General features: G+C 62.0%; 18 protein-coding genes. 14 read left to right on the top strand and 4 right to left on the bottom strand.

What is annotated here, in order from left to right:
- The first annotated feature begins 193 nt into the window (after positions 1-193).
- The 3 genes from ACR0JC_RS16830 to ACR0JC_RS16820 are packed head-to-tail and all read left to right on the top strand — an operon-like array spanning position 194 to position 2207.
- Positions 194-586 carry an MAPEG family protein gene (locus ACR0JC_RS16830; protein WP_170343213.1) on the top strand — a complete coding sequence of 131 codons (393 nt, stop codon included), beginning with the start codon at positions 194-196 and terminating at the stop codon, positions 584-586.
- Positions 587-614: 28 nt separating this feature from the next.
- Complete coding sequence (locus ACR0JC_RS16825) at positions 615-974, top strand: YciI family protein (RefSeq protein WP_170343212.1); 360 nt, start codon at positions 615-617, stop codon at positions 972-974.
- A 3-nt stretch (positions 975-977) separates the two neighbouring features.
- Positions 978-2207, top strand: a complete 1230-nt coding sequence (locus ACR0JC_RS16820) for an RNA polymerase sigma factor (RefSeq protein ID WP_170343211.1) — start codon at positions 978-980, stop codon at positions 2205-2207.
- Positions 2208-2255: 48 nt separating this feature from the next.
- Here the strand turns inward: ACR0JC_RS16820 and ACR0JC_RS16815 are convergent, their stop codons facing one another.
- Complete coding sequence (locus tag ACR0JC_RS16815) at positions 2256-2543, bottom strand: hypothetical protein (protein WP_170343210.1); 288 nt, start codon at positions 2541-2543, stop codon at positions 2256-2258.
- Positions 2544-2625: 82 nt separating this feature from the next.
- On the opposite strand from ACR0JC_RS16815, the gene mgtE reads away from it, so the two are divergent.
- Genes mgtE through ACR0JC_RS16795 form a run of 4 tightly spaced genes read left to right on the top strand, consistent with a single transcriptional unit; the run spans position 2626 to position 6437 of the window.
- A complete protein-coding gene (mgtE, locus tag ACR0JC_RS16810; protein ID WP_170343209.1) occupies positions 2626-3999 on the top strand; it encodes a magnesium transporter in 1374 nt (457 codons plus the stop codon).
- A gap of 2 nt (positions 4000-4001) precedes the next feature.
- A complete protein-coding gene (locus ACR0JC_RS16805) occupies positions 4002-4487 on the top strand; it encodes an ATP-dependent zinc protease family protein (protein WP_170343208.1) in 486 nt (161 codons plus the stop codon).
- On the top strand, positions 4484-5389 hold the full coding sequence (gene rimK, locus ACR0JC_RS16800; protein ID WP_093963715.1) for a 30S ribosomal protein S6--L-glutamate ligase: 906 nt from the start codon (positions 4484-4486) through the stop codon (positions 5387-5389). Before ACR0JC_RS16805 ends, rimK begins: the two co-directional genes overlap by 4 nt.
- Positions 5390-5393: 4 nt before the next feature.
- A complete protein-coding gene (locus tag ACR0JC_RS16795) occupies positions 5394-6437 on the top strand; it encodes a succinylglutamate desuccinylase/aspartoacylase family protein (RefSeq protein ID WP_170343207.1) in 1044 nt (347 codons plus the stop codon).
- Between the two features lie 64 nt (positions 6438-6501).
- Here ACR0JC_RS16795 and ACR0JC_RS16790 read toward each other — a convergent pair whose 3' ends face one another.
- From ACR0JC_RS16790 to ACR0JC_RS16780, 3 genes are read right to left on the bottom strand one after another with little or no spacing between them, the layout of a single operon-like run.
- Complete coding sequence (locus ACR0JC_RS16790; protein WP_170343206.1) at positions 6502-7647, bottom strand: ABC transporter permease; 1146 nt, start codon at positions 7645-7647, stop codon at positions 6502-6504.
- Positions 7644-8570, bottom strand: coding sequence for an ABC transporter ATP-binding protein (locus tag ACR0JC_RS16785; protein WP_170343205.1), 927 nt, complete (start codon positions 8568-8570; stop codon positions 7644-7646). Before ACR0JC_RS16785 ends, ACR0JC_RS16790 begins: the two co-directional genes overlap by 4 nt.
- Positions 8567-9529 (bottom strand): HlyD family secretion protein, encoded by a 963-nt coding sequence (locus ACR0JC_RS16780; protein ID WP_254430808.1) that lies wholly within the window; start codon positions 9527-9529, stop codon positions 8567-8569. Before ACR0JC_RS16780 ends, ACR0JC_RS16785 begins: the two co-directional genes overlap by 4 nt.
- A gap of 300 nt (positions 9530-9829) precedes the next feature.
- Between ACR0JC_RS16780 and iolG the strand changes: the two genes are divergently transcribed.
- The 7 genes from iolG (at position 9830) to ACR0JC_RS16745 (ending at position 17989) form a co-directional block, all read left to right on the top strand.
- Positions 9830-10843, top strand: coding sequence for an inositol 2-dehydrogenase (gene iolG / locus ACR0JC_RS16775; RefSeq protein WP_170343204.1), 1014 nt, complete (start codon positions 9830-9832; stop codon positions 10841-10843).
- A 122-nt stretch (positions 10844-10965) separates the two neighbouring features.
- Positions 10966-11886 (top strand): sugar ABC transporter substrate-binding protein, encoded by a 921-nt coding sequence (locus ACR0JC_RS16770; protein ID WP_170343203.1) that lies wholly within the window; start codon positions 10966-10968, stop codon positions 11884-11886.
- Between the two features lie 62 nt (positions 11887-11948).
- Positions 11949-13055 carry an ABC transporter permease gene (locus ACR0JC_RS16765; RefSeq protein WP_170343202.1) on the top strand — a complete coding sequence of 369 codons (1107 nt, stop codon included), beginning with the start codon at positions 11949-11951 and terminating at the stop codon, positions 13053-13055.
- A gap of 1 nt (position 13056) precedes the next feature.
- A complete protein-coding gene (locus ACR0JC_RS16760; RefSeq protein ID WP_093963708.1) occupies positions 13057-13878 on the top strand; it encodes an ATP-binding cassette domain-containing protein in 822 nt (273 codons plus the stop codon).
- Between the two features lie 158 nt (positions 13879-14036).
- A complete protein-coding gene (iolD, locus tag ACR0JC_RS16755; RefSeq protein ID WP_170343201.1) occupies positions 14037-15869 on the top strand; it encodes a 3D-(3,5/4)-trihydroxycyclohexane-1,2-dione acylhydrolase (decyclizing) in 1833 nt (610 codons plus the stop codon).
- Positions 15866-16765: a myo-inosose-2 dehydratase gene (gene iolE / locus ACR0JC_RS16750; protein WP_170343200.1), complete on the top strand. Its 900-nt coding sequence runs from the start codon at positions 15866-15868 to the stop codon at positions 16763-16765. Before iolD ends, iolE begins: the two co-directional genes overlap by 4 nt.
- 42 nt (positions 16766-16807) lie before the next feature.
- Positions 16808-17989 (top strand): phytanoyl-CoA dioxygenase family protein, encoded by a 1182-nt coding sequence (locus tag ACR0JC_RS16745; protein ID WP_170343199.1) that lies wholly within the window; start codon positions 16808-16810, stop codon positions 17987-17989.
- Positions 17990-18014 lie beyond the last annotated feature (25 nt).

Raw genomic sequence — 18014 nt, 5'->3', positions numbered from 1 at the left:
CCAAGGGCGGCTTTGCTCGTTCTCAACCGCTCGTTCAGCACCAACCCAACAATCCCCGACTAACTAAAGAAAAGAAACGCGCAATATGCGCAAGAATTGCAGCGTGCGACCAAAAAAAAATCTCAGCACCTGTCGAAATCTGAGAAAACCCGACGTCCTTGGGGCACGAACCTAAAAACAGGAAGGACGATAGATGGTTTTTTCAACGACACCGATTTATGGGTTGCTAGTGGCGATGATCTGGCTCGTCTTATGGTTTCGTGTCTCGGGGATGCGGTCGGCCACGGGCCAATCCATCGGCGATGGCGGCGACATGGCGCTGATGTTGCGCGTGCGCCAACACGGAAACTGCCAGGACTGGGCGACCTTCATATTGATATTGATGATGCTGGGCGAAGGGGTCGGTACATCAGCGCTTTTCCTCAACGCGGCGGGCATTTTGCTGGTGATCGGACGAGCGGCGCATCCTTTCGGGTTGAAGATTGACAATGCCGGCCACCCGCTCCGCTATGTCGGTAATGGCACCAATGTTCTGGCCGCGCTGATCATGATGATCTGCATCGCAACCCGGATCTTCGGTCTTTGACCCAGAACTTTTGAAAAGGATTATTGCTATGAAATACATGCTGTTGATCTACACTGACCCCGCGCAGGAACCGGCCTATGGCACCCGGGAGGTTGACGAGATGATGAGTGGCTTCTTTGCCGCCAATGAGCGGATGAAAGCCGATGGTGTTCTTTGCGATGGCGAGGGTCTGCAAGGGATCGAAACTGCAACCTCCCTTCGGATCCGCTCCGGTAAAGCTGAAACCATGGACGGGCCCTATGCCGAAACGCGTGAGCATCTGGGCGGATACTATGTGGTTGACGTTGCCGACTTGGATGCGGCGCTGAAATACGCGGCACTGATCCCGGCCGCCAATTACGGTACCATCGAGGTCCGCCCTCTGATGGACTACAAACCGGCTGGATAACCCATGAAGAACGCCGCCCCCAAAGCGATCGCAGTTGGACATGTCATTGATGATGTGTTGCGGCGGGATCGGGGGCGGCTTTTGGCCGGTCTGATCAACCGGTTGGGTGACTTCCAACTGGCCGAGGACGCACTGCAGGAGGCCGCAATCTCGGCTGTGAAACACTGGAGCCGCAGCGGAGTTCCGGACAACCCGACCGCATGGTTGATGCGGGTTGGTCTGAACAAGGGCATCGATCGCATTCGAGCGCAACACAGGGAGGGTCGAAAAACAGCAGCCCTGGCCGTAACCCTGCCCGACTCCGTGACGGACGACCTGCCTGAGCAGATACCGGATGACCGGTTGCGTCTGATCTTCACCTGCTGCCACCCCGCGCTGGACCAGAAGTCACGCATCGCGCTGACCTTGCGCACGGTCTGCAACCTGACCACACGGGAGATCGCCGCAGCATTTTTGGACAACGACCAGACGATGGGCCAGCGCCTGTCCCGAGCCAAGGCCAAGATTCGCGCCAAGGGGATTGGGTACTCCGTTCCCGATCCGGAAATCTGGCCGGAACGTTTGGATACGGTGCTGACGACCCTCTACCTGATCTTCACCACCGGATACGTGACCGAGGATACGGGACCGCGGGATCTCTGCCACGAAGGCATCCACCTTGCGCGGGTTCTGCGAGACCTCCGACCGGGAGAGCCCGAGATCGAAGGTGCGCTGGCCCTGATGCTGTTGACCGATGCCCGCCGCCCTGCGCGTATCGACGCTGATGGCGCTATGGTGCCCGTAGAGGATCAGGACCGAACACTTTGGCGGCAGGGTCAGATACGTCAGGCGCAGCGGCTCCTGCAAGCTGCGGTCGACCAGAGAAAACCGGGACCGTTTCAACTCAAGGCCGCCATTGCGGATTGCCACATGATGGCGCCGGCCCCGGATTGGTGGCAGATGTCGCTGCTGTATCAGTCCCTTTGGGCCTGCGAGCCAACCCCGGTGGTTGCCCTGAACTGGGCCGTCGTGATGGCCGAGGCAGGTCATGCCCAACTGGCCTTGGACAAGCTGGACAGCCTGCGGCCCGATCTTGACGATTTTCAGCCATGGCACGCGGCCCGCGCGCATATTCTTCAGAAGACGGGCCGCACCGCCGCGGCGGTCGCGGCCTATCGGCAGGCCATAGAAGCGGCACCGAACCTGGCGTCCAGAAAGTTTTTGCAACAAAGACTGCGGCGGCTCGCGCACTGAGGATCTGACAAGATCGGGCGCCATTGCGACGATTGCCTGGAATGGGACTCAGCTGGTGCCTTCCGCGTGGGCCAGCATTTCCTTGCCGACTCGCCGATAGTTCACGAAGGAATTGGCGCTCATGACGACAAAGAAGCTGTCCAAATCAATCATGACATAGCCCATTTCCAGAAGTTCACGGGTCAGAGCCGTGATGTCCTCCTGGTACAGCCTTCTCCGGCCACACAGTTCACGCAGCAGCTTCTGCGGGATGCGATACCGGCCCGAGGCCTTTCCTCCGAACTCCCGGGCATACAGCCCGGCCAGGGTTTCCGCGGCATTCGTGAAGTCAGACATTCTATATCTCGTGTAATTTTGCCTATAGACAAAAATTTATCACTTATATAAAGGAGCGACAACCCAATTGAATGGCCAAGGCATGGACGGAAACGTAGACATTCCCTCAACCGACGAAGAGCTTTCGCTTCGGATCAAGGAAGCGGTCGAGCAGTCCAATGCGTCCGAGCTTGAGGCGCTTCTGGATCCGCTGACCAGCAGCGAAGCCCTGCGCGAAGTTCTTCAGCTGACACCGGCTGAGCGCGATACCGTTCTGGAGATCGTGCCCGTTGGACTTGCGGCGGAACTGGTCGAAGAAGCGCCAAACGAGATGGCGGTCGAGCTTGTGGAACGCCTCAAGCCCGAGCGTGCTGCCGAGATCATCGAACAGCTGGATTCGGACATTCAGGCCGACGTTATCGGCGAGTTGGATACGCCGGATGCCGAGGCCATCCTGTCCGAAATGGACGCCGAAGAGGCTGCGGATGTCCGCCTGCTAAGCACGTTCGAGGATGACACCGCCGGCGGTCTGATGATGACCGAGGTGTTCAAGTTCCGCGACACGCAGACCGTTGGCAATGTCCTGCGCGAACTTGCTTCGGACGACGAAGATTTTGAAAGGTATCGCGGGCAGCACCCCTATATTGTCGATTCCGAGGGGCGCGCCGTGGGCGTGGTATCGCTGCGCAGCCTGCTGACCGCCAAGCGCAGCGAAAAGCTGACAAGCATCATGGTTCCACCACTGACCGTGACCGTGGATACCCCGTTGGAACAGCTGGAAGACGTGTTCAACGATCATCCTTTCCTGGGGGTGCCGGTGGTTTATGCCGACGGAGTCCTGGCGGGTGTCGTGTCCCGCACGGCGGTGGCAGAAGCCACTCTGGAACGCTCGGAAAGTGAAAGCCTCAAACGTCAGGGTGTGGTTGGCGACGAGTTGCGCTCGATGCCTTTGTCGGTTCGGTCCCGTCGCCGGCTGGCCTGGCTTGCGGCCAACATCGTGCTCAACATCATCGCGGCCAGCGTGATCTCGGCCTACGAAGAAACACTGGCCGCAGTGATTGCGCTGGCCATCTTCCTGCCGATGGTATCGGACATGAGCGGCTGTTCCGGCAACCAGGCCGTTGGCGTCACCATGCGCGAATTGAGCCTTGGATTGGTACGGCCGCAAGATGCCATGCGGGTCTGGATCAAGGAGATTTCGGTCGGGGTCATCAATGGGATCGCGCTGGGTATTCTGATCGGGCTGGTCGCGTGGTTCTGGAAAGGCAATCCAGCTCTGGGTCTGGTGATTGGTACTGCGCTGGCACTCAACACGATGCTGGCGGTATCCATCGGCGGTGTTGTTCCTTTGCTGCTGAAGCGGATCGGACAGGACCCGGCCGCCGCAAGTGGCCCGCTGTTGACCACGATTACGGACATGGCCGGCTTCTTCTTCGTGCTCAGCCTTGCAACCCTTCTGATGCCCTGGCTGGTGTGATTATGGCAAACGTTTCCGACAAGGGTCAGCCGCAGACGCCGAAGGTCATTGGTTGGATGGAATACATCGACCTTCCCGACCTGCCTTTGAACGACATCAAGGCCAAGATCGACACCGGCGCCCGCACGTCAGCGCTGCATGCAACCGACATTCGGCGGTTTCAACGGGACGGACATCATTGGGTGTCCTTCCTGACGGAGGTGCCAGGTGGAGAAGGCATGGTCCGTATCGAGGCTCCGATCAAGGAACGGCGCAACATCAAGAACACCAGCGGAATTCCTGAAAACAGGATCGTCATCCGAACCACCATCCGGTTGGGCGACGAAACCTGGCCGCTGGATCTGTCTCTGACCGATCGCACGAACATGACCTTTCAGATGATCGTAGGCCGGGCGGCGCTGAAGAACCACGCGATCGCCGTTCACACCAAGCGCGCGCATCTGTTGCGCGGCAAACCAAAACACCAGGACAAAGGGGATTTGTCATGAAGATTGCCATGCTGGCGCGCAATGCCAACCTGTACACGCACCGCCGCCTCAAGGAAGCGGCCGAGGAGCGTGGGCATCAGCTCGACATCATCGACACCCTGCGGTGCTACATGAACATCGCAACCCGTCGCCCCGAGATCTATTACAACGGCGAAAAGCTGACGGGGTATGACGCGGTGATTCCGCGGATCGGTGCCTCGGTCACCTTCTACGGAACCGCAGTGCTGCGTCAGTTCGAAATGATGGGTGTCTACCCGTTGAACGAAAGCGTCGCCATCGGCCGGTCGCGCGACAAGCTGCGGTCGATGCAGTTGCTGGCCCGCGACGGTGTCGGCCTGCCCGTCACAACCTTTGCCCATGACCCCAAACAGACCGACGAGGTGCTGAGACTGGCCGGTGGCGCGCCCATCGTCATCAAGCTGCTGGAAGGGACGCAGGGCATCGGTGTGGTTTTGGCCGACACGGACCGGTCCGCCAAATCGGTTGTCGAGGCGTTCCGCGGCGCGGGTGTGAACATCCTGCTGCAGGAGTTCATCAAGGAAGCCGGTGGAACCGACATTCGGGCCATCGTGGTGGGCGGCAAGGTTGTCGCTGCGATGAAACGCACCGGCGCCGAGGGCGATTTCCGCTCGAACCTGCATCGCGGCGGTTCGGCCAAGGTGGTCAAGCTGACACCGGAAGAGCGTGCAACGGCCGTTCGCGCGGCCAAGTCGATGGGCCTGAATGCCTGCGGCGTCGACATGCTGCGCGCCAACCACGGCGCTGTGGTGATGGAGGTCAATTCCTCGCCGGGCCTGGAGGGTGTGGAAAAAGCCACGGGTCTGGATATTGCCGGAAAGATGATCGAGTTCCTGGAAAAGAACGCAAAAGCCGGGGCCACCAAGACCAAGGGCAAAGGGTAACGGCATGGCAAAGCGGCAGCCATTCACGATCGGCCAGGCCACTGTGGCGCCGGGATCGCGGCTTACCGTGGATCTGCCGGTCAGCGTTCTGTCGGACCATACCCCGGTGACCATGTCAGCGCATGTGGTGCACGGCCGACAGGACGGGCCCACCGTTTTTGTCAGCGGTGGGGTGCATGGCGATGAGGTGATCGGCGTCGAGATCATACGCCGTCTGTTGCGTGCGCCCAACCTGGCGACCTTGAAAGGCACGCTGATCGCGGTGCCGATCGTGAATGCGTTCGGCTTCATCAACCATTCGCGCTATCTGCCCGACCGCCGCGACCTGAACCGGGTGTTTCCCGGCAGCGAGAACGGGTCGCTGGCCTCGCGGCTGGCGCATCTGTTCATGACAGAAATCGTCGCCCGCTCGGATCTGGGGATCGATCTGCATTCGGCGGCGATCCATCGTACGAACTATCCGCAGATCCGGATCTCGCCCGACAACCCTCGGACCAAGGAACTGGCCAGCGTTTTCGGAGCACCGATCGTCATCCAGTCGCCCCTGCGCGACGGATCATTGCGCGGCGCGGCCAAGGCGCAGGGGAAAGACATCCTGTTGTACGAAGCGGGCGAGGGTCTTCGCCTGGATGAACTGTCGATCCGCGCGGGCCTTGCGGGCATTCTGCGGGTGCTGAGGCACATGGGGATGGTTCCCGCCAAGCGGATCTCCAAGCCCAAAGCGGCACCGCAGTTCTGTTCGTCCAGCAAGTGGTTGCGCGCCCCGATGGGCGGAATCCTTCGGATCTACAAAGCGGACGGTGAACTGGTTCGCAAAGGTGATCTGCTGGGTGCCGTATCGGACCCGTTCGGCGAAGCCAGCGAGGACATCATCGCTCCGTTCGACGGCTTGATCGTCGGGCGTGCGGTCATGCCTGTGGTGAATGAGGGCGATGCCGTGTTTCACCTGGGGCGGGTCGGGTCCGTGGAAAAGGCCGAAGACTCGATGGAAGATATCAACGCGCAGCTGGAAGATGATCCCATGTTCGACGAGGACGAGATCATCTGAACGGTCCGCCACGAAAAAGAGACTGGCAATCCAAACACTTGGGGCGGCCTTGGCCGCCCTTCTTTCATCCCAGGCGTTTCTTGAACCTGAGCGTCGCAGCCAGCATCCCAAGGACGGCGAACCCGATCATCCACAGGATGTCACCGCGCAGAGCGTAAAGCGTTGCATCCCGCAGAACCACGCCGCGGATCATGTCCATGAAATGGGTGGCCGGCAGCACTTGGGCGATCACCTGAACCGGCTTGGGCATTCCGTCGAACGGGAACATGAACCCCGACATCAGGATCGAGGGCAGCAGAACGAAAATCGTCATCTGCATGGACTGCAGCTGGTTCTGGGCCAGCGTCGAGATCACTAGGCCAAGCGACAGGCTGGCGATGATGAACAGAAGCGTTACCACCAGCAGCGGGATCATCCCTCCGTTTATGGGGACGTCGAACAGGAAATGTCCCAGCCCGAGGATGATCGCGACCTGCAGCAAGCCCAGGAAGATGTAGGGAATGATCTTGCCGATCATCAGCTCGATGGATTTGACCGGGGTGTTGATCAGCATCTCCATGTTCCCCCGCTCGCGCTCTCGGACAATGGCGGCCGAGGTGAACAGGATCATGGTCATGGTCAGGATGACGCCCACGAGGCCGGGAACGATGTTCACTGCCGATCGTTGCTCGGGATTGAAATACAGCGTGACCTCGAAGGTCGGGACCTGACGGTTTGGCGGCTGTCGCAGCAATTCGGTCAGTGGCATGCTGCGCAGGGATTTGATGGCGCTGGCCACCATGGTGTCCGACCCGTCCACGATCCAATGAGCCACGGGGCGGCTGGATGTCTGGTTGGTGGCGTTGGGCAGGCCCAATCCGATGGACGGGCTTCGGGCAAGCCGGTCATCGACGTCGGGCGGAATGATGAACGCGGCGCGCACGGTGGATTCGGTGATCGCCTGTTCGGCCTCTTCCGGGGTCGAGAAGACCTCGGTGATGGTCACGACCTGCGTAGCCTGAACGATCTGAGCCAAGGTCCGGGACAGCGACGAGTCGGCCTGATCCACGATCCCGACCGGAATATGGCGGATGTTTGTGTTGATTGCGTATCCGAACAACAGCAGCTGGATCAGCGGGATCATGACGACCATGGCAAAGGTCATCCGGTCACGCCGCAGTTGCAGCAGTTCTTTCTTGAGAACGGCGGTGATGCGGCGGAGCGATTTCATTGGGCGGGCCCCTTCGTCGCGCTGACGAACACGTCTTCCAGATTGGGGCGCTGCACGGACATCGCCACGTTGGGAAAGTCCGACAGGCGCGACGTGATCATCGCCATCGGATCGGTTTCCGACTTGTCCACCAGAACGCGCAATCGGGCACCCACCTGCGCCGTCGACAGCACCTTGGGCGTGTCGTCCAGAAGGTGTTTGACCTGCCGCAGACCCTCGCCTTCGACCTCGATCACGGTGGCCTTCAAGTCTTCCATCAGTTGCCGGGGCGATCCATCCGCCTTTTTCACCCCATGCTCGAGGATGGCCAGCCGGTGACACCGTTCCGCCTCGTCCATGAAATGCGTGGACACGATCATCGTCGCGCCCTGATCGACCAGGTCGAACAGCTGTTCCCAGAAAGACCGGCGGGTTTCGGGGTCGACGGCCGATGTCGGCTCGTCCAGAAACAACAGCTTGGGGCCGTGCAGCACCGTCGCGGCCAGCGCCAGTTTCTGCCGTTGCCCGCCGCTCATGCTGCCGCTCAGTTGATTGGCGTTTTCGGTCAGGTCGTAGGTTGTCAGCAGTTCGTCGATCCGGTCGGCGGATTTGCGGCGCGGCATTCCGTAGATCTCGGCGGCAAAGCGCAGGTTCTCCAGCACCGTCATGTCGCGGTAATACGAAAAGATCTGCGTCATGTACCCGATTTCATTCTTCAGCGGCTCGGCGTATTGCGGCATCGGTCGGCCCAGCACCGAGACGGATCCGCTGCTGGGCGTCAGCAGTCCGGTCAGCATTCGCATCGTCGTTGTCTTGCCGCAGCCGTTCGGGCCCAGAAACCCATAGATCTGACCCTGGCGTATCTCCAGGTCCAGGTTGCTGACGGCTGTCTTTTCCTTGAATCGGCGCGTCAGACCCTGGGTCGAGACCACCAGATCACTCATGGCATCTTCACCTGAACGGGAACGCCCGCAGGCAGATCTCGGGCGGTTTCCGGCAGGTCGATTTCTGCCAGATAGACCAACCGCGTCCGATCATCCTTGTTCAACCCGTAGTAGGGGGTGAAGGACGGGTCGTCGCTGACCCATCGCACGGTGCCCGTCAGAGGTTGGTCCAGCCCGTCGACCCGAACCTCGAGAGAGTCTCCGGGAGCGATGTCCACCCGGCTGGGTTCGGGGACATAGACGCGGGCGTAAGGGGCCGCGCCGGACACCAGCACGGCGACCGGGCTGCCCTGAGCGACCCGTTCCCCCAAGTTCCAGGGCAGGGAATCCAGGATGCCGTCCCGTGTCGCAACAACCGTCAGGTCATCCAAAACGGTCTGCTCGGCGGCAACCGCCGCTTCGGCCGCCCGCACATTGGCCCGGGCAACCGACAGATCTTCGGGGCGGGTTCCGTTTTCCAGTTCTTTCAGGGATTCCCGAGCGCTTTCCAGTGCCGCCCGAGCGGAATCGCGTGCGGCAATATCCTGGTCCAGGCGCGCCTGGCTGACGACCGAGTTGACGACCAGCTGGGAATTCCTCTGATACACGGCCTCTGCGTCCAGCAGACGCGCCTCGGCACCGGCGACGTTGGCGCGCGCGATCGCAATCTCTTCCTCGCGCGGGCCGACTTCCAGTTTCAGTAGCGTGGCCTGCGATTTTTCCAGTTCCGCCTGCGCGAGGTTCAGCTTCGCGGTCTGCAGATCCGTGTCGAACCTGACCAGCACGTCGCCGACCTTGACCGGAGACCCTTCTGCAACAGGCAGTTCCACGATGATCTCATTGGCCGTTGCCGTCAGTGCGACCCGGTCCCGCGCCAGAACTCCCAGCGCGGTGCCGGTGTTCTGGCCCGAACATCGGTCCAGCAACGCAGCAGGGAGAATGGCCATGACCAGCAGCGGAATCGGCAGGGACAAATTCATCAAATCATCGTCTCCTTGATCGGGGCGGTTTGGTATCGGTGTCAATTTCTGCCCCGACTCAAAGGTTTAACAGAGGACGGAGAAATCACAAAAGCAGAACCAAACGGGCCAATACGAAGCCATCCAAGGTCGCCCGGGCTGCAAATTCAAGAGATTGGCACCGCCCACGACTGGCTGAGTTCTATCCTGACCGCGGTGCAATGATGGGCAAGAGCGCGGGCACACACAGGCCGCAAATAATCCTTGCAACCGGTTGCAAAAAAGAACATGCTCCCGCCAGAAATATACCCAGAGGTCACAATGCTCAGAATCGGATTGCTTGGAGCCGGGCGCATCGGAACCGTCCACGCGCAAGCCATTTCGGACCACCCGGACAGCACGCTTGTTGCGGTTTCGGACGCAATGGAAGACGCCGCCGCACGTCTGGCGCAAGCTCATGGAGCCGTGGCGCACACGTCGGAGGACATCATCGCCGACCCGGATATCGACGCGGTGCTGATCGCCACGCCGACGGATACGCATTCGGACCTCATCGAGGCGGCGACCGCCGTGGGCAAGGCCGTTCTGTGCGAAAAGCCGGTCGATCTGGATCTGAACCGCGCCCTTGCCTGCCAGCAAGCCGTGGCAGGTACCGGTCAACCGGTCATGATCGGGTTCAACCGGCGTTTCGATCCGGGCTTCGGCGCATTGAAATCCGCCGTTCAGTCTGGCGAGATCGGAAGCCCCGAATTGCTGTCGATCACTTCTTTTGACCCGGCGCCGCCCCCGATTTCCTATGTCAAAGTCTCGGGCGGATTATTTCGGGACATGACGATACATGATTTCGACCTCGCCAATTTCATCATGGGTGACTTACCAGTCACTGTTTCGGCCGTTGGCACATCGACCGTGGACCCGGCCATCGCCGAGGCGGGGGATGTGGACACCGCCGTCGTCACCATGACCTACAAGGACGGTCGGATCGCCGTCATCAAGAATTCTCGCCGGGCCGTATACGGCTATGATCAACGGGTCGAGGTGTTGGGGTCCGGCGGGCTGCTGCAGGCGCGCAACGTGCTCGAGAACAACCTGGTGAAATCCACGTCCGACGGCGTGATCAGTGCCAAACCGACCTACTTCTTCCTCGAACGCTACATGCCTGCATATCGGGCGGAATGGGATGCGTTCGTGACTGCGGTCAAGACCGGATCCGCCGTGCCGGTGACGCTGGAAGACGGCGTCGCAGCGCTGGCACTGGCCGAAGCTGCGACCCAATCAGCTAGGACGGGTATTCCGGCAAAGCTGGAGGAAATTTTGAAACCGGTTGCAAAATGACGTGAAGTATTGAAACTGAAACGGCCCCGATGCGTATCGGTGCGACAGAGATTCGGCCTTGCCGGATGAATGGGTCCAGGACCCGGACAAGACAAAAATCTGTCCTAGTGGGAGGAAACGTAATGAACAAATTTTTCAAAGGTGCTTTGGCCGCCGGCGCGCTGGCGCTGGCCACTCCGGCCTTTGCGCAGGACATCGTCGTGGTATCGCACGGCCAGGCCAATGACGCGTTCTGGAACGTGGTCAAGAACGGGGTCGAGCAGGCCGGCACGGATATGGGCGTGAACGTCGAATACCGCGCGCCCGAAACCTTCGACATGGTCGCCATGTCGCAGCTGATCGATGCCGCCGTGAACCAGGAACCCGACGGGTTGATCGTCTCGATCCCGGACGCCGACGCGCTTGGCCCCTCGATCGAACGCGCGGTCGCCGCAGGCATCCCGGTGATCTCGATGAACTCGGGCTCGGACGTGTCCAAGAAACTGGGCGCGGCGCTGCATGTCGGCCAGGATGAGTTCGACGCCGGCAAGGCCGCCGGTGAGAAGCTGGCCGAAATGGGCGGCAAGAACGCGATCTGTGTGAACCACGAGGTCGGAAACGTCGCGCTGGACCTGCGCTGCGCGGGCTTTGCCGAAGGCTTTGGCGGCAACGTGACTGTTCTGCCCACGTCGAACGACCCGTCCGAGATCGAGTCGAAAGTGTCGGCGGCTCTGGCTTCGGATGAAAGCGTCGATACCGTGATGGCGCTGGGCGCAAGCTCGGCCGGTGAGCCCACAGTGGCCGCCGTCAAAGGGTCGGGGCGCGACGTGAACGTGGCCTCGTTCGACCTGTCGGCCAACTTCCTGCAGTCGATCGTCGATGGTGACGCGGCCTTTGCCGTGGACCAGCAGCAGTATCTGCAGGGTTACCTGCCGGTCGTGTTCATGGCGCTGAACGCCAAGTACGGCCTGATGCCGGGCGGCAACGTGCCCTCGGGTCCGAACCTGATCACCGCCGACAAGGCCGGTCAGGTGGTCGAGCTGTCCGCTCAGGGCATCCGCTGATACCGGCGGGCTGAAAATCGGGGCGGCGTCAGGGCGCCGCCCCTGCCAAACGGGAGGAAACCATGACCGAGTCTGCACAAGCGGCGATGGACGAACGGATCAAGAAGGAACCGTTCCTGACCAAGCTGATGAAGCGGCCCGAACTGGGGGCCATCGCAGGGGCGATCCTTGTCTTCATCTTCTTCGCCATCACGGCCGATGAATCGATGTTCACGCTTGCCGGCATCATGAACTTCATGACCCCGGCCGCCCAACTGGGCATTCTGGCCATCGGCGCGGCGCTGCTGATGATCGGGGGCGAGTTTGACCTGTCGATCGGGTCCATGGTGGCCTTTGCCGGCCTGTTCTTCGGGGTCTGCGTGGTGACCTGGCAACTGCCCTTGGTGGCCGCGATCCCGATGACCTTTGTCTTTGCGGCCTTTGTCGGGGCAATCAACGGCACCATCGTCATCCGCTCGGGCCTGCCATCCTTCATCGTGACGCTGGCGTTTCTGTTCATTCTGCGCGGCCTGTCTCTGGTGGGGCTCAAGGCCGCCACCGGCGGATCGACCCAGCTGCGCGGCGTGCGCGATCAGGTCGAAAATGACTGGCTCGCGCCATTCTTTTCCGGCGAAGCCTTTGCCAGCCTGTTCACCTGGCTGGCCGAAAAAGGCTTGATCGACACGTTCAAAAGCGGCGCGCCCAAAGTGCCGGGTGTCCCGGTTGAAATCCTGTGGTTCGTGGCCTTCGCCATTGCCGCCACCTATGTTCTGCTGCGCACCCCGGCCGGCAACTGGATCTTCGCCTCGGGCGGCGACCGGGTTGCGGCGTCGAACTCGGGCGTACCGGTTAACCGGGTCAAGATTTCACTGTTCATGCTGACTGCCTGTTGTGCCGCGCTGGTGGCGATCATCACCGTGATCGACGCGGGCTCGACCGATGCGCGGCGCGGCTTTCAGAAGGAATTCGAGGCGATCATCGCCGCGGTGATCGGTGGCTGTTTGCTGACCGGCGGGTATGGCTCGGCCATCGGGGCGTTCTTCGGGGCGATCATCTTTGGCATGGTGGTCATCGGCCTGACCTATACCGATTTCGATCAGGACTGGTTCCAGGTGTTCCTGGGGGCGATGCTGCTGATCGCCGTTCTGTTCAACAACGCGATCCGCAAACGCGTAACCGGGGAGCGCTGACATGACCGAAGATACCAAGTTCCACCACGGCGACGCGGTCAAGGACGTGGCCCCGGTCGTCGAAATGAAAGAGATTGAAAAGCATTTCGGCAACATTATCGCGTTGGCGGGCGTCAGTTTCGACGTCAAGCCGGGTGAATGCCACTGCCTGCTGGGTGACAACGGGGCGGGCAAATCGACCTTCATCAAGACGATGTCCGGGGTGCACAAACCCACCAAGGGCGAGATCTATTTCGAAGGCCAGCCGATGTCCTTCGACACGCCCCGCGACGCGATGGAGGCGGGCATCGCCACCGTGTTCCAGGACCTGGCGATGATCCCGCTGATGAGCGTCACCCGCAATTTCTTCATGGGGCGCGAGCCGACCAAGGGGAAAGGCCTGTTGAAACGGTTCGACATCGAGCACGCCAACGAGGTCTGCATGGAAGAGATGCGCAAGATGGGCATCAACCTGCGCGGCCCCGATCAGGCGGTGGGCACCCTGTCGGGGGGCGAGCGTCAGACCGTGGCGATTGCCCGTGCGGTCTATTTTGGCGCCAAGATCCTGATTTTGGACGAACCGACCTCGGCACTGGGCGTGCGGCAGACCTCGAACGTGCTGGCCACCATCGACAAGGTGCGCCACCAGGGCATCGGCGTGGTCTTCATCAGCCACAACGTCCGCCACGCGTTGGCCGTGGGCGACCGGTTCACGGTTCTGAACCGCGGCAAGACGCTGGGCACCGCCCGGCGCGGTGAAATCTCGCCCGAAGAGCTGCAGGACATGATGGCCGGCGGGCAGGAGATGGCCGAGCTGGAAGGGTCGCTGGGCGGCACCGTCTGAAGGTTTCTCCCCGGTGTCCCGCATCATGCGGGGCACCAATATCACCAGGGTCCGGCAGGCCGGGCCACCCGGTCTGGGTGGTGGGCGTGTCGGATCCTTTCACGACAGAATGATTGCAACGGATTGCCCATAGCGGCCTCGTTCTGAAAGGGATCATGATGAGCAAGACAATCCGACTGACCGCGGCGCAGGCCTTGGTGCGTTACCTTGGCGCGCAGATGAACGAAGACGGCCAGCCCTTCATCGCCGGTGTCTGGGCGATTTTCGGCCATGGCAACGTGGCCGGTCTGGGCGAGGCGCTGCACGGTGTGCGCGACAGCCTGCCCACCTATCGCGGTCACAATGAACAGACCATGGCCCATTGCGCGATCGCCTATGCCAAGCAGATGCGGCGCAGCCGCGCCATGGCGGTCACCTCGTCGATCGGGCCGGGGGCGACCAACATGGTGACGGCCGCCGCGCTGGCCCATGTGAACCGCCTGCCGGTGCTGCTGTTGCCCGGCGATGTGTTCGCCAGCCGTGGCCCCGACCCGGTGCTGCAACAGACCGAGGATTTCACGGATGGCACCGTCAGCGCCAATGACTGTTTCCGCCCGGTCAGCCGCTATTTCGACCGGATCACCCGGCCCGAACATCTGCTTACCGCTCTGCCGCGCGCCTTCCGCACCATGACCGACCCGGCCGATTGCGGGCCGGTGACCCTGGGTTTTTGCCAAGACGTGCAGGCTGAGGCCTATGACTATCCGCTCAGCTTCTTCGAGCCGCGCATCTGGCACCAGCGCCGCATCCGCCCCGACGAAGGTGAGCTGGCCCGCGCGGCCGAGGCCATCCGGTCGGCCAAACGCCCGATCATCGTGGCCGGCGGCGGTCTCCATTATTCCGGCGCGACCGACGCGCTGCAGGCCTTTGCCGAGACCCACAACATTCCTGTTGCCGAGACGCAAGCCGGCAAATCGGCCCTGGCCTGGGATCACCCGCTGAACCTGGGCCCGGTCGGCGTGACCGGGGGCGAACCCGCCAACACCGTGTGCGCCGAGGCAGATCTGATCCTGGGCATCGGCACGCGGTTTCAGGATTTCACCACCGGGTCTTGGGGGCTGTTTTCCAACCCCGAGCGCAAGATGGTCTGCCTGAACACCGCCGCCTATGACGCCACGAAACACGGCGCGATGCCGCTGCTGGCCGATGCGCGGGTCGGGATCGAGGAATTGGGCGCAGCCCTGCAGGGCTATCGCACCGACCCGGTTTCCGACACGCTCAAGGCCGAGTGGTTTGCCAAGGTCGATGCGCTGACCCATGCGCCGGGTGACGCCAACGCGCTGCCCACCGACATGCAGGTGGTGGGTGCGGTACAGCGCGCGGCACATGACGACACGGTGGTGATGTGCGCCGCCGGCACCATGCCGGGCGAGCTGCACAAGCTGTGGAAGGCGCCGCGTCCGGGGGCCTATCATATGGAATACGGCTTCAGCTGCATGGGCTACGAGATCGCCGGCGCCATGGGCATCAAGATGGCCCAGCCCGACCGCGACGTGATCTGTTTCACCGGGGACGGCACCTACATGATGGCCAACTCGGAAATGGCGACGGCGGCGATGTTGGGCGTGTCCTTCACCGTGGTGATCACCGACAACCGGGGCTTTGGCTGCATCAACCGGCTGCAGATGGGCACCGGCGGGGCCGAGTTCAACAACCTGCTGGACCATGCGGTGCACGAGACGCCCTCGGCCATCGACTTTGCGGCCCACGCGGCGGCGATGGGGGCGACCTCTGTCAAGGTCGCCTCGATCGCCGAGCTGGAAGAGGCGCTGGCCAAACGTGGCGAAGTCAAAGGCCCCTATGTGATCGTCATCGACACCGACCCGTACCCCTCGACCGAATATGGCGGCACGTGGTGGGAAGTGGCGGTGCCCGAGGTCAGCACCCGCCCCGAAGTGAGTGAAAAACGCGCGGCCTACGAGGCTGCCATCAAGGAAAGAAACACCAAATGAGCGTGAAGATCGGCATCTCTCCGATTGCGTGGCAAAATGACGACCTGCCCGACCTGACGGCGGCGTTTACGATGGAACAGGCCCTGAAAGAGGCGCGTCAGATCGGCTATACCGGGGTCGAGCGCGGGCAGCGCATGCCCGCCGATACCGCAGGCCTGCGCGCCTACTTGGAAGAAAATGACCTTGCCCTGTGCGGCGGCTGGTGTTCGGGCAATTCGCTGGTCAACGATTTCGCCGCCGAACGCGACGCGGTGCGCGCGCAGGTCGAACAGTTCGTGGCGCTGAACAGCCCTTGCATCGTCTATGCCGAATGCTCGAACACGGTTCAGGGCCAGATCGGCACCCCGGTCAATGACCGCCCGCAACTGTCGAAAGACGAGATCAAAGCCTATGGCGCCAAGATCACCGAACTGGCCAAGTGGATGGCCGATCAGGGCATGCCGATGGCCTATCACCATCACATGGGTACGATCATCGAAAGCGAAGATGACGTGAACTGGCTGATGGAGGGGTCGGGACCGGAGGTGAAGCTGTGCTTTGACACCGGTCATCTGCTGTTCGGCGGCGGTGATGTGCTGGCCACGCTGAACCGCTGGGGCGACCGGGTGCATCATGTGCATTTCAAGGATATCCGCCCCGGCATCGTGCGCGACACGCGCGGCAACCGGCGCAGTTTCCTGGATGCGGTGATCGCAGGCGCCTTCACGGTGCCCGGCGATGGCTGCATCGACTTTCAGGAGGTCGCCCATGCGTTGAAAGCCATGGATTACGAAGGCTGGATCGTGGTCGAGGCCGAGCAGGACCCGGCCAAGGCCCCGCCCTATGAATACTCGAAGATGGGGTATGACCACATCGTCGAGGTCTGCGGTCAGGCCGGCTTGACGATCACGGCCTGATCTTTCGCCCCCCGGGGCGCCGCCATGGGAAAGGAGCGTTTCATGGTCCGTCAGCAACCTGGTTTCGCCGGCTATTTCGGCCCCGAGTCCTGTGATCTGGACGAATTCAAGGTGCTGACCTCGCAGAGCCTGCGGCCCGAGCAGGTGCCCCACGCGGCCGCCGTGGAAAAGAACGTGCCGGTCTATGACATGCACGCGCTGCGGCCCGCCCTGGAAACGCCCGAAGCCCGGTGCGCCCTGCTGGCCGAATGGGGCTGGGTTCTGGGTCAGTCGGCCGGGGTGATCGCGTTGAAAGGCGCCTATTCCGATACCGCGGTCATCGACCGGGCGACCGAGGTGTTTCGCCGGATCATCGAAGATGAGCGTCAGGCCGGGGGCGGCGAAGGTGATCACTTTGCAGCCTCGGGCGCGAATGACCGGGTGTGGAACGCGCTGCAAAAGCAATGCCTGCGCGACCCCGAGGGCTTTGCGCTCTATTTCGGCAACACGGCGATTGCCGCCGCCTGCGAGGCCTGGCTGGGCCCCGATTACCAGATGACCGCGCAGATCAACCAGGTGCGGCCGGGCGGCAAGGCGCAGCAGGCGCATCGCGACTATCACCTGGGGTTCCAGACCGCCGACAAGGCGGCCCAGTTCCCGGCGCACGCCCATATGGTCACCGCCGCGCTGACTCTGCAGGGCGCGGTTGCCCATTGCGACATGCCCATTGAAAGCGGCCCGACCAAGCTGTTGCCCTTCTCGCAGCTGTATGGCCCTGGCTATGTCGCCTTTCACGACGACGCGCATCGGGCGTATTTCGAACGGGCCTGCATCCAGCTGCCGCTGTCCAAGGGCGATGCGGTGTTCTTCAACCCGGCGCTGTTCCATGCCGCCGGCGAAAACAGCAGCGCCGACATCCACCGGATGGCCAACCTGCTGCAGGTGTCGTCAGCCTTCGGGCGGGCGATGGAGGCAGTGGACCGCAAGGCGATGTGTCTGGCCGTATTCCCGGCACTGATGGCGTTGAAACAGCGCGGCGATCTGGATGATGCCCGCATCGGCGCCGCGATCGCGGCCACGACCGAAGGCTATCCCTTTCCGACCAATCTGGATACCGATCCGCCGGTGGGCGGAAACGCTCCGCCCAGCCAGGCCGATATCCTGCGCCGGGCGGTGTCGGAAAGCTGGACGCAGGCGCAGCTGGAGCAGGCACTGGACGCGCGGCAGGCGCGGCAGACGGCATGACGGAACCCGGGCGGCCGGTGCTGCC

It is taken from the genome of Ruegeria sp. CH5 (assembly GCF_056537025.1).
Note: the sequence above shows the minus strand (reverse complement) of the source record. Positions and strands in the feature narration are given on the sequence as shown.

Bases quoted from the DNA above. Each gene is read 5' to 3' on its own strand.
- ACR0JC_RS16790 (WP_170343206.1), bottom strand. From the start codon at position 7,647: ATGAAATCGCTCCGCCGCATCACCGCCGTTCTCAAGAAAGAACTGCTG.
- ACR0JC_RS16795 (WP_170343207.1), top strand. From the start codon at position 5,394: ATGGCAAAGCGGCAGCCATTCACGATCGGCCAGGCCACTGTGGCGCCG.
- ACR0JC_RS16785 (WP_170343205.1), bottom strand. From the start codon at position 8,570: ATGAGTGATCTGGTGGTCTCGACCCAGGGTCTGACGCGCCGATTCAAG.
- ACR0JC_RS16820 (WP_170343211.1), top strand. From the start codon at position 978: ATGAAGAACGCCGCCCCCAAAGCGATCGCAGTTGGACATGTCATTGAT.
- ACR0JC_RS16805 (WP_170343208.1), top strand. From the start codon at position 4,002: ATGGCAAACGTTTCCGACAAGGGTCAGCCGCAGACGCCGAAGGTCATT.
- iolG (WP_170343204.1), top strand. From the start codon at position 9,830: ATGCTCAGAATCGGATTGCTTGGAGCCGGGCGCATCGGAACCGTCCAC.
- ACR0JC_RS16815 (WP_170343210.1), bottom strand. From the start codon at position 2,543: ATGTCTGACTTCACGAATGCCGCGGAAACCCTGGCCGGGCTGTATGCC.
- ACR0JC_RS16780 (WP_254430808.1), bottom strand. From the start codon at position 9,529: ATGAATTTGTCCCTGCCGATTCCGCTGCTGGTCATGGCCATTCTCCCT.
- ACR0JC_RS16825 (WP_170343212.1), top strand. From the start codon at position 615: ATGAAATACATGCTGTTGATCTACACTGACCCCGCGCAGGAACCGGCC.
- ACR0JC_RS16745 (WP_170343199.1), top strand. From the start codon at position 16,808: ATGGTCCGTCAGCAACCTGGTTTCGCCGGCTATTTCGGCCCCGAGTCC.
- ACR0JC_RS16765 (WP_170343202.1), top strand. From the start codon at position 11,949: ATGACCGAGTCTGCACAAGCGGCGATGGACGAACGGATCAAGAAGGAA.
- rimK (WP_093963715.1), top strand. From the start codon at position 4,484: ATGAAGATTGCCATGCTGGCGCGCAATGCCAACCTGTACACGCACCGC.
- ACR0JC_RS16830 (WP_170343213.1), top strand. From the start codon at position 194: ATGGTTTTTTCAACGACACCGATTTATGGGTTGCTAGTGGCGATGATC.
- ACR0JC_RS16770 (WP_170343203.1), top strand. From the start codon at position 10,966: ATGAACAAATTTTTCAAAGGTGCTTTGGCCGCCGGCGCGCTGGCGCTG.
- mgtE (WP_170343209.1), top strand. From the start codon at position 2,626: ATGGACGGAAACGTAGACATTCCCTCAACCGACGAAGAGCTTTCGCTT.
- ACR0JC_RS16760 (WP_093963708.1), top strand. From the start codon at position 13,057: ATGACCGAAGATACCAAGTTCCACCACGGCGACGCGGTCAAGGACGTG.
- iolE (WP_170343200.1), top strand. From the start codon at position 15,866: ATGAGCGTGAAGATCGGCATCTCTCCGATTGCGTGGCAAAATGACGAC.
- iolD (WP_170343201.1), top strand. From the start codon at position 14,037: ATGAGCAAGACAATCCGACTGACCGCGGCGCAGGCCTTGGTGCGTTAC.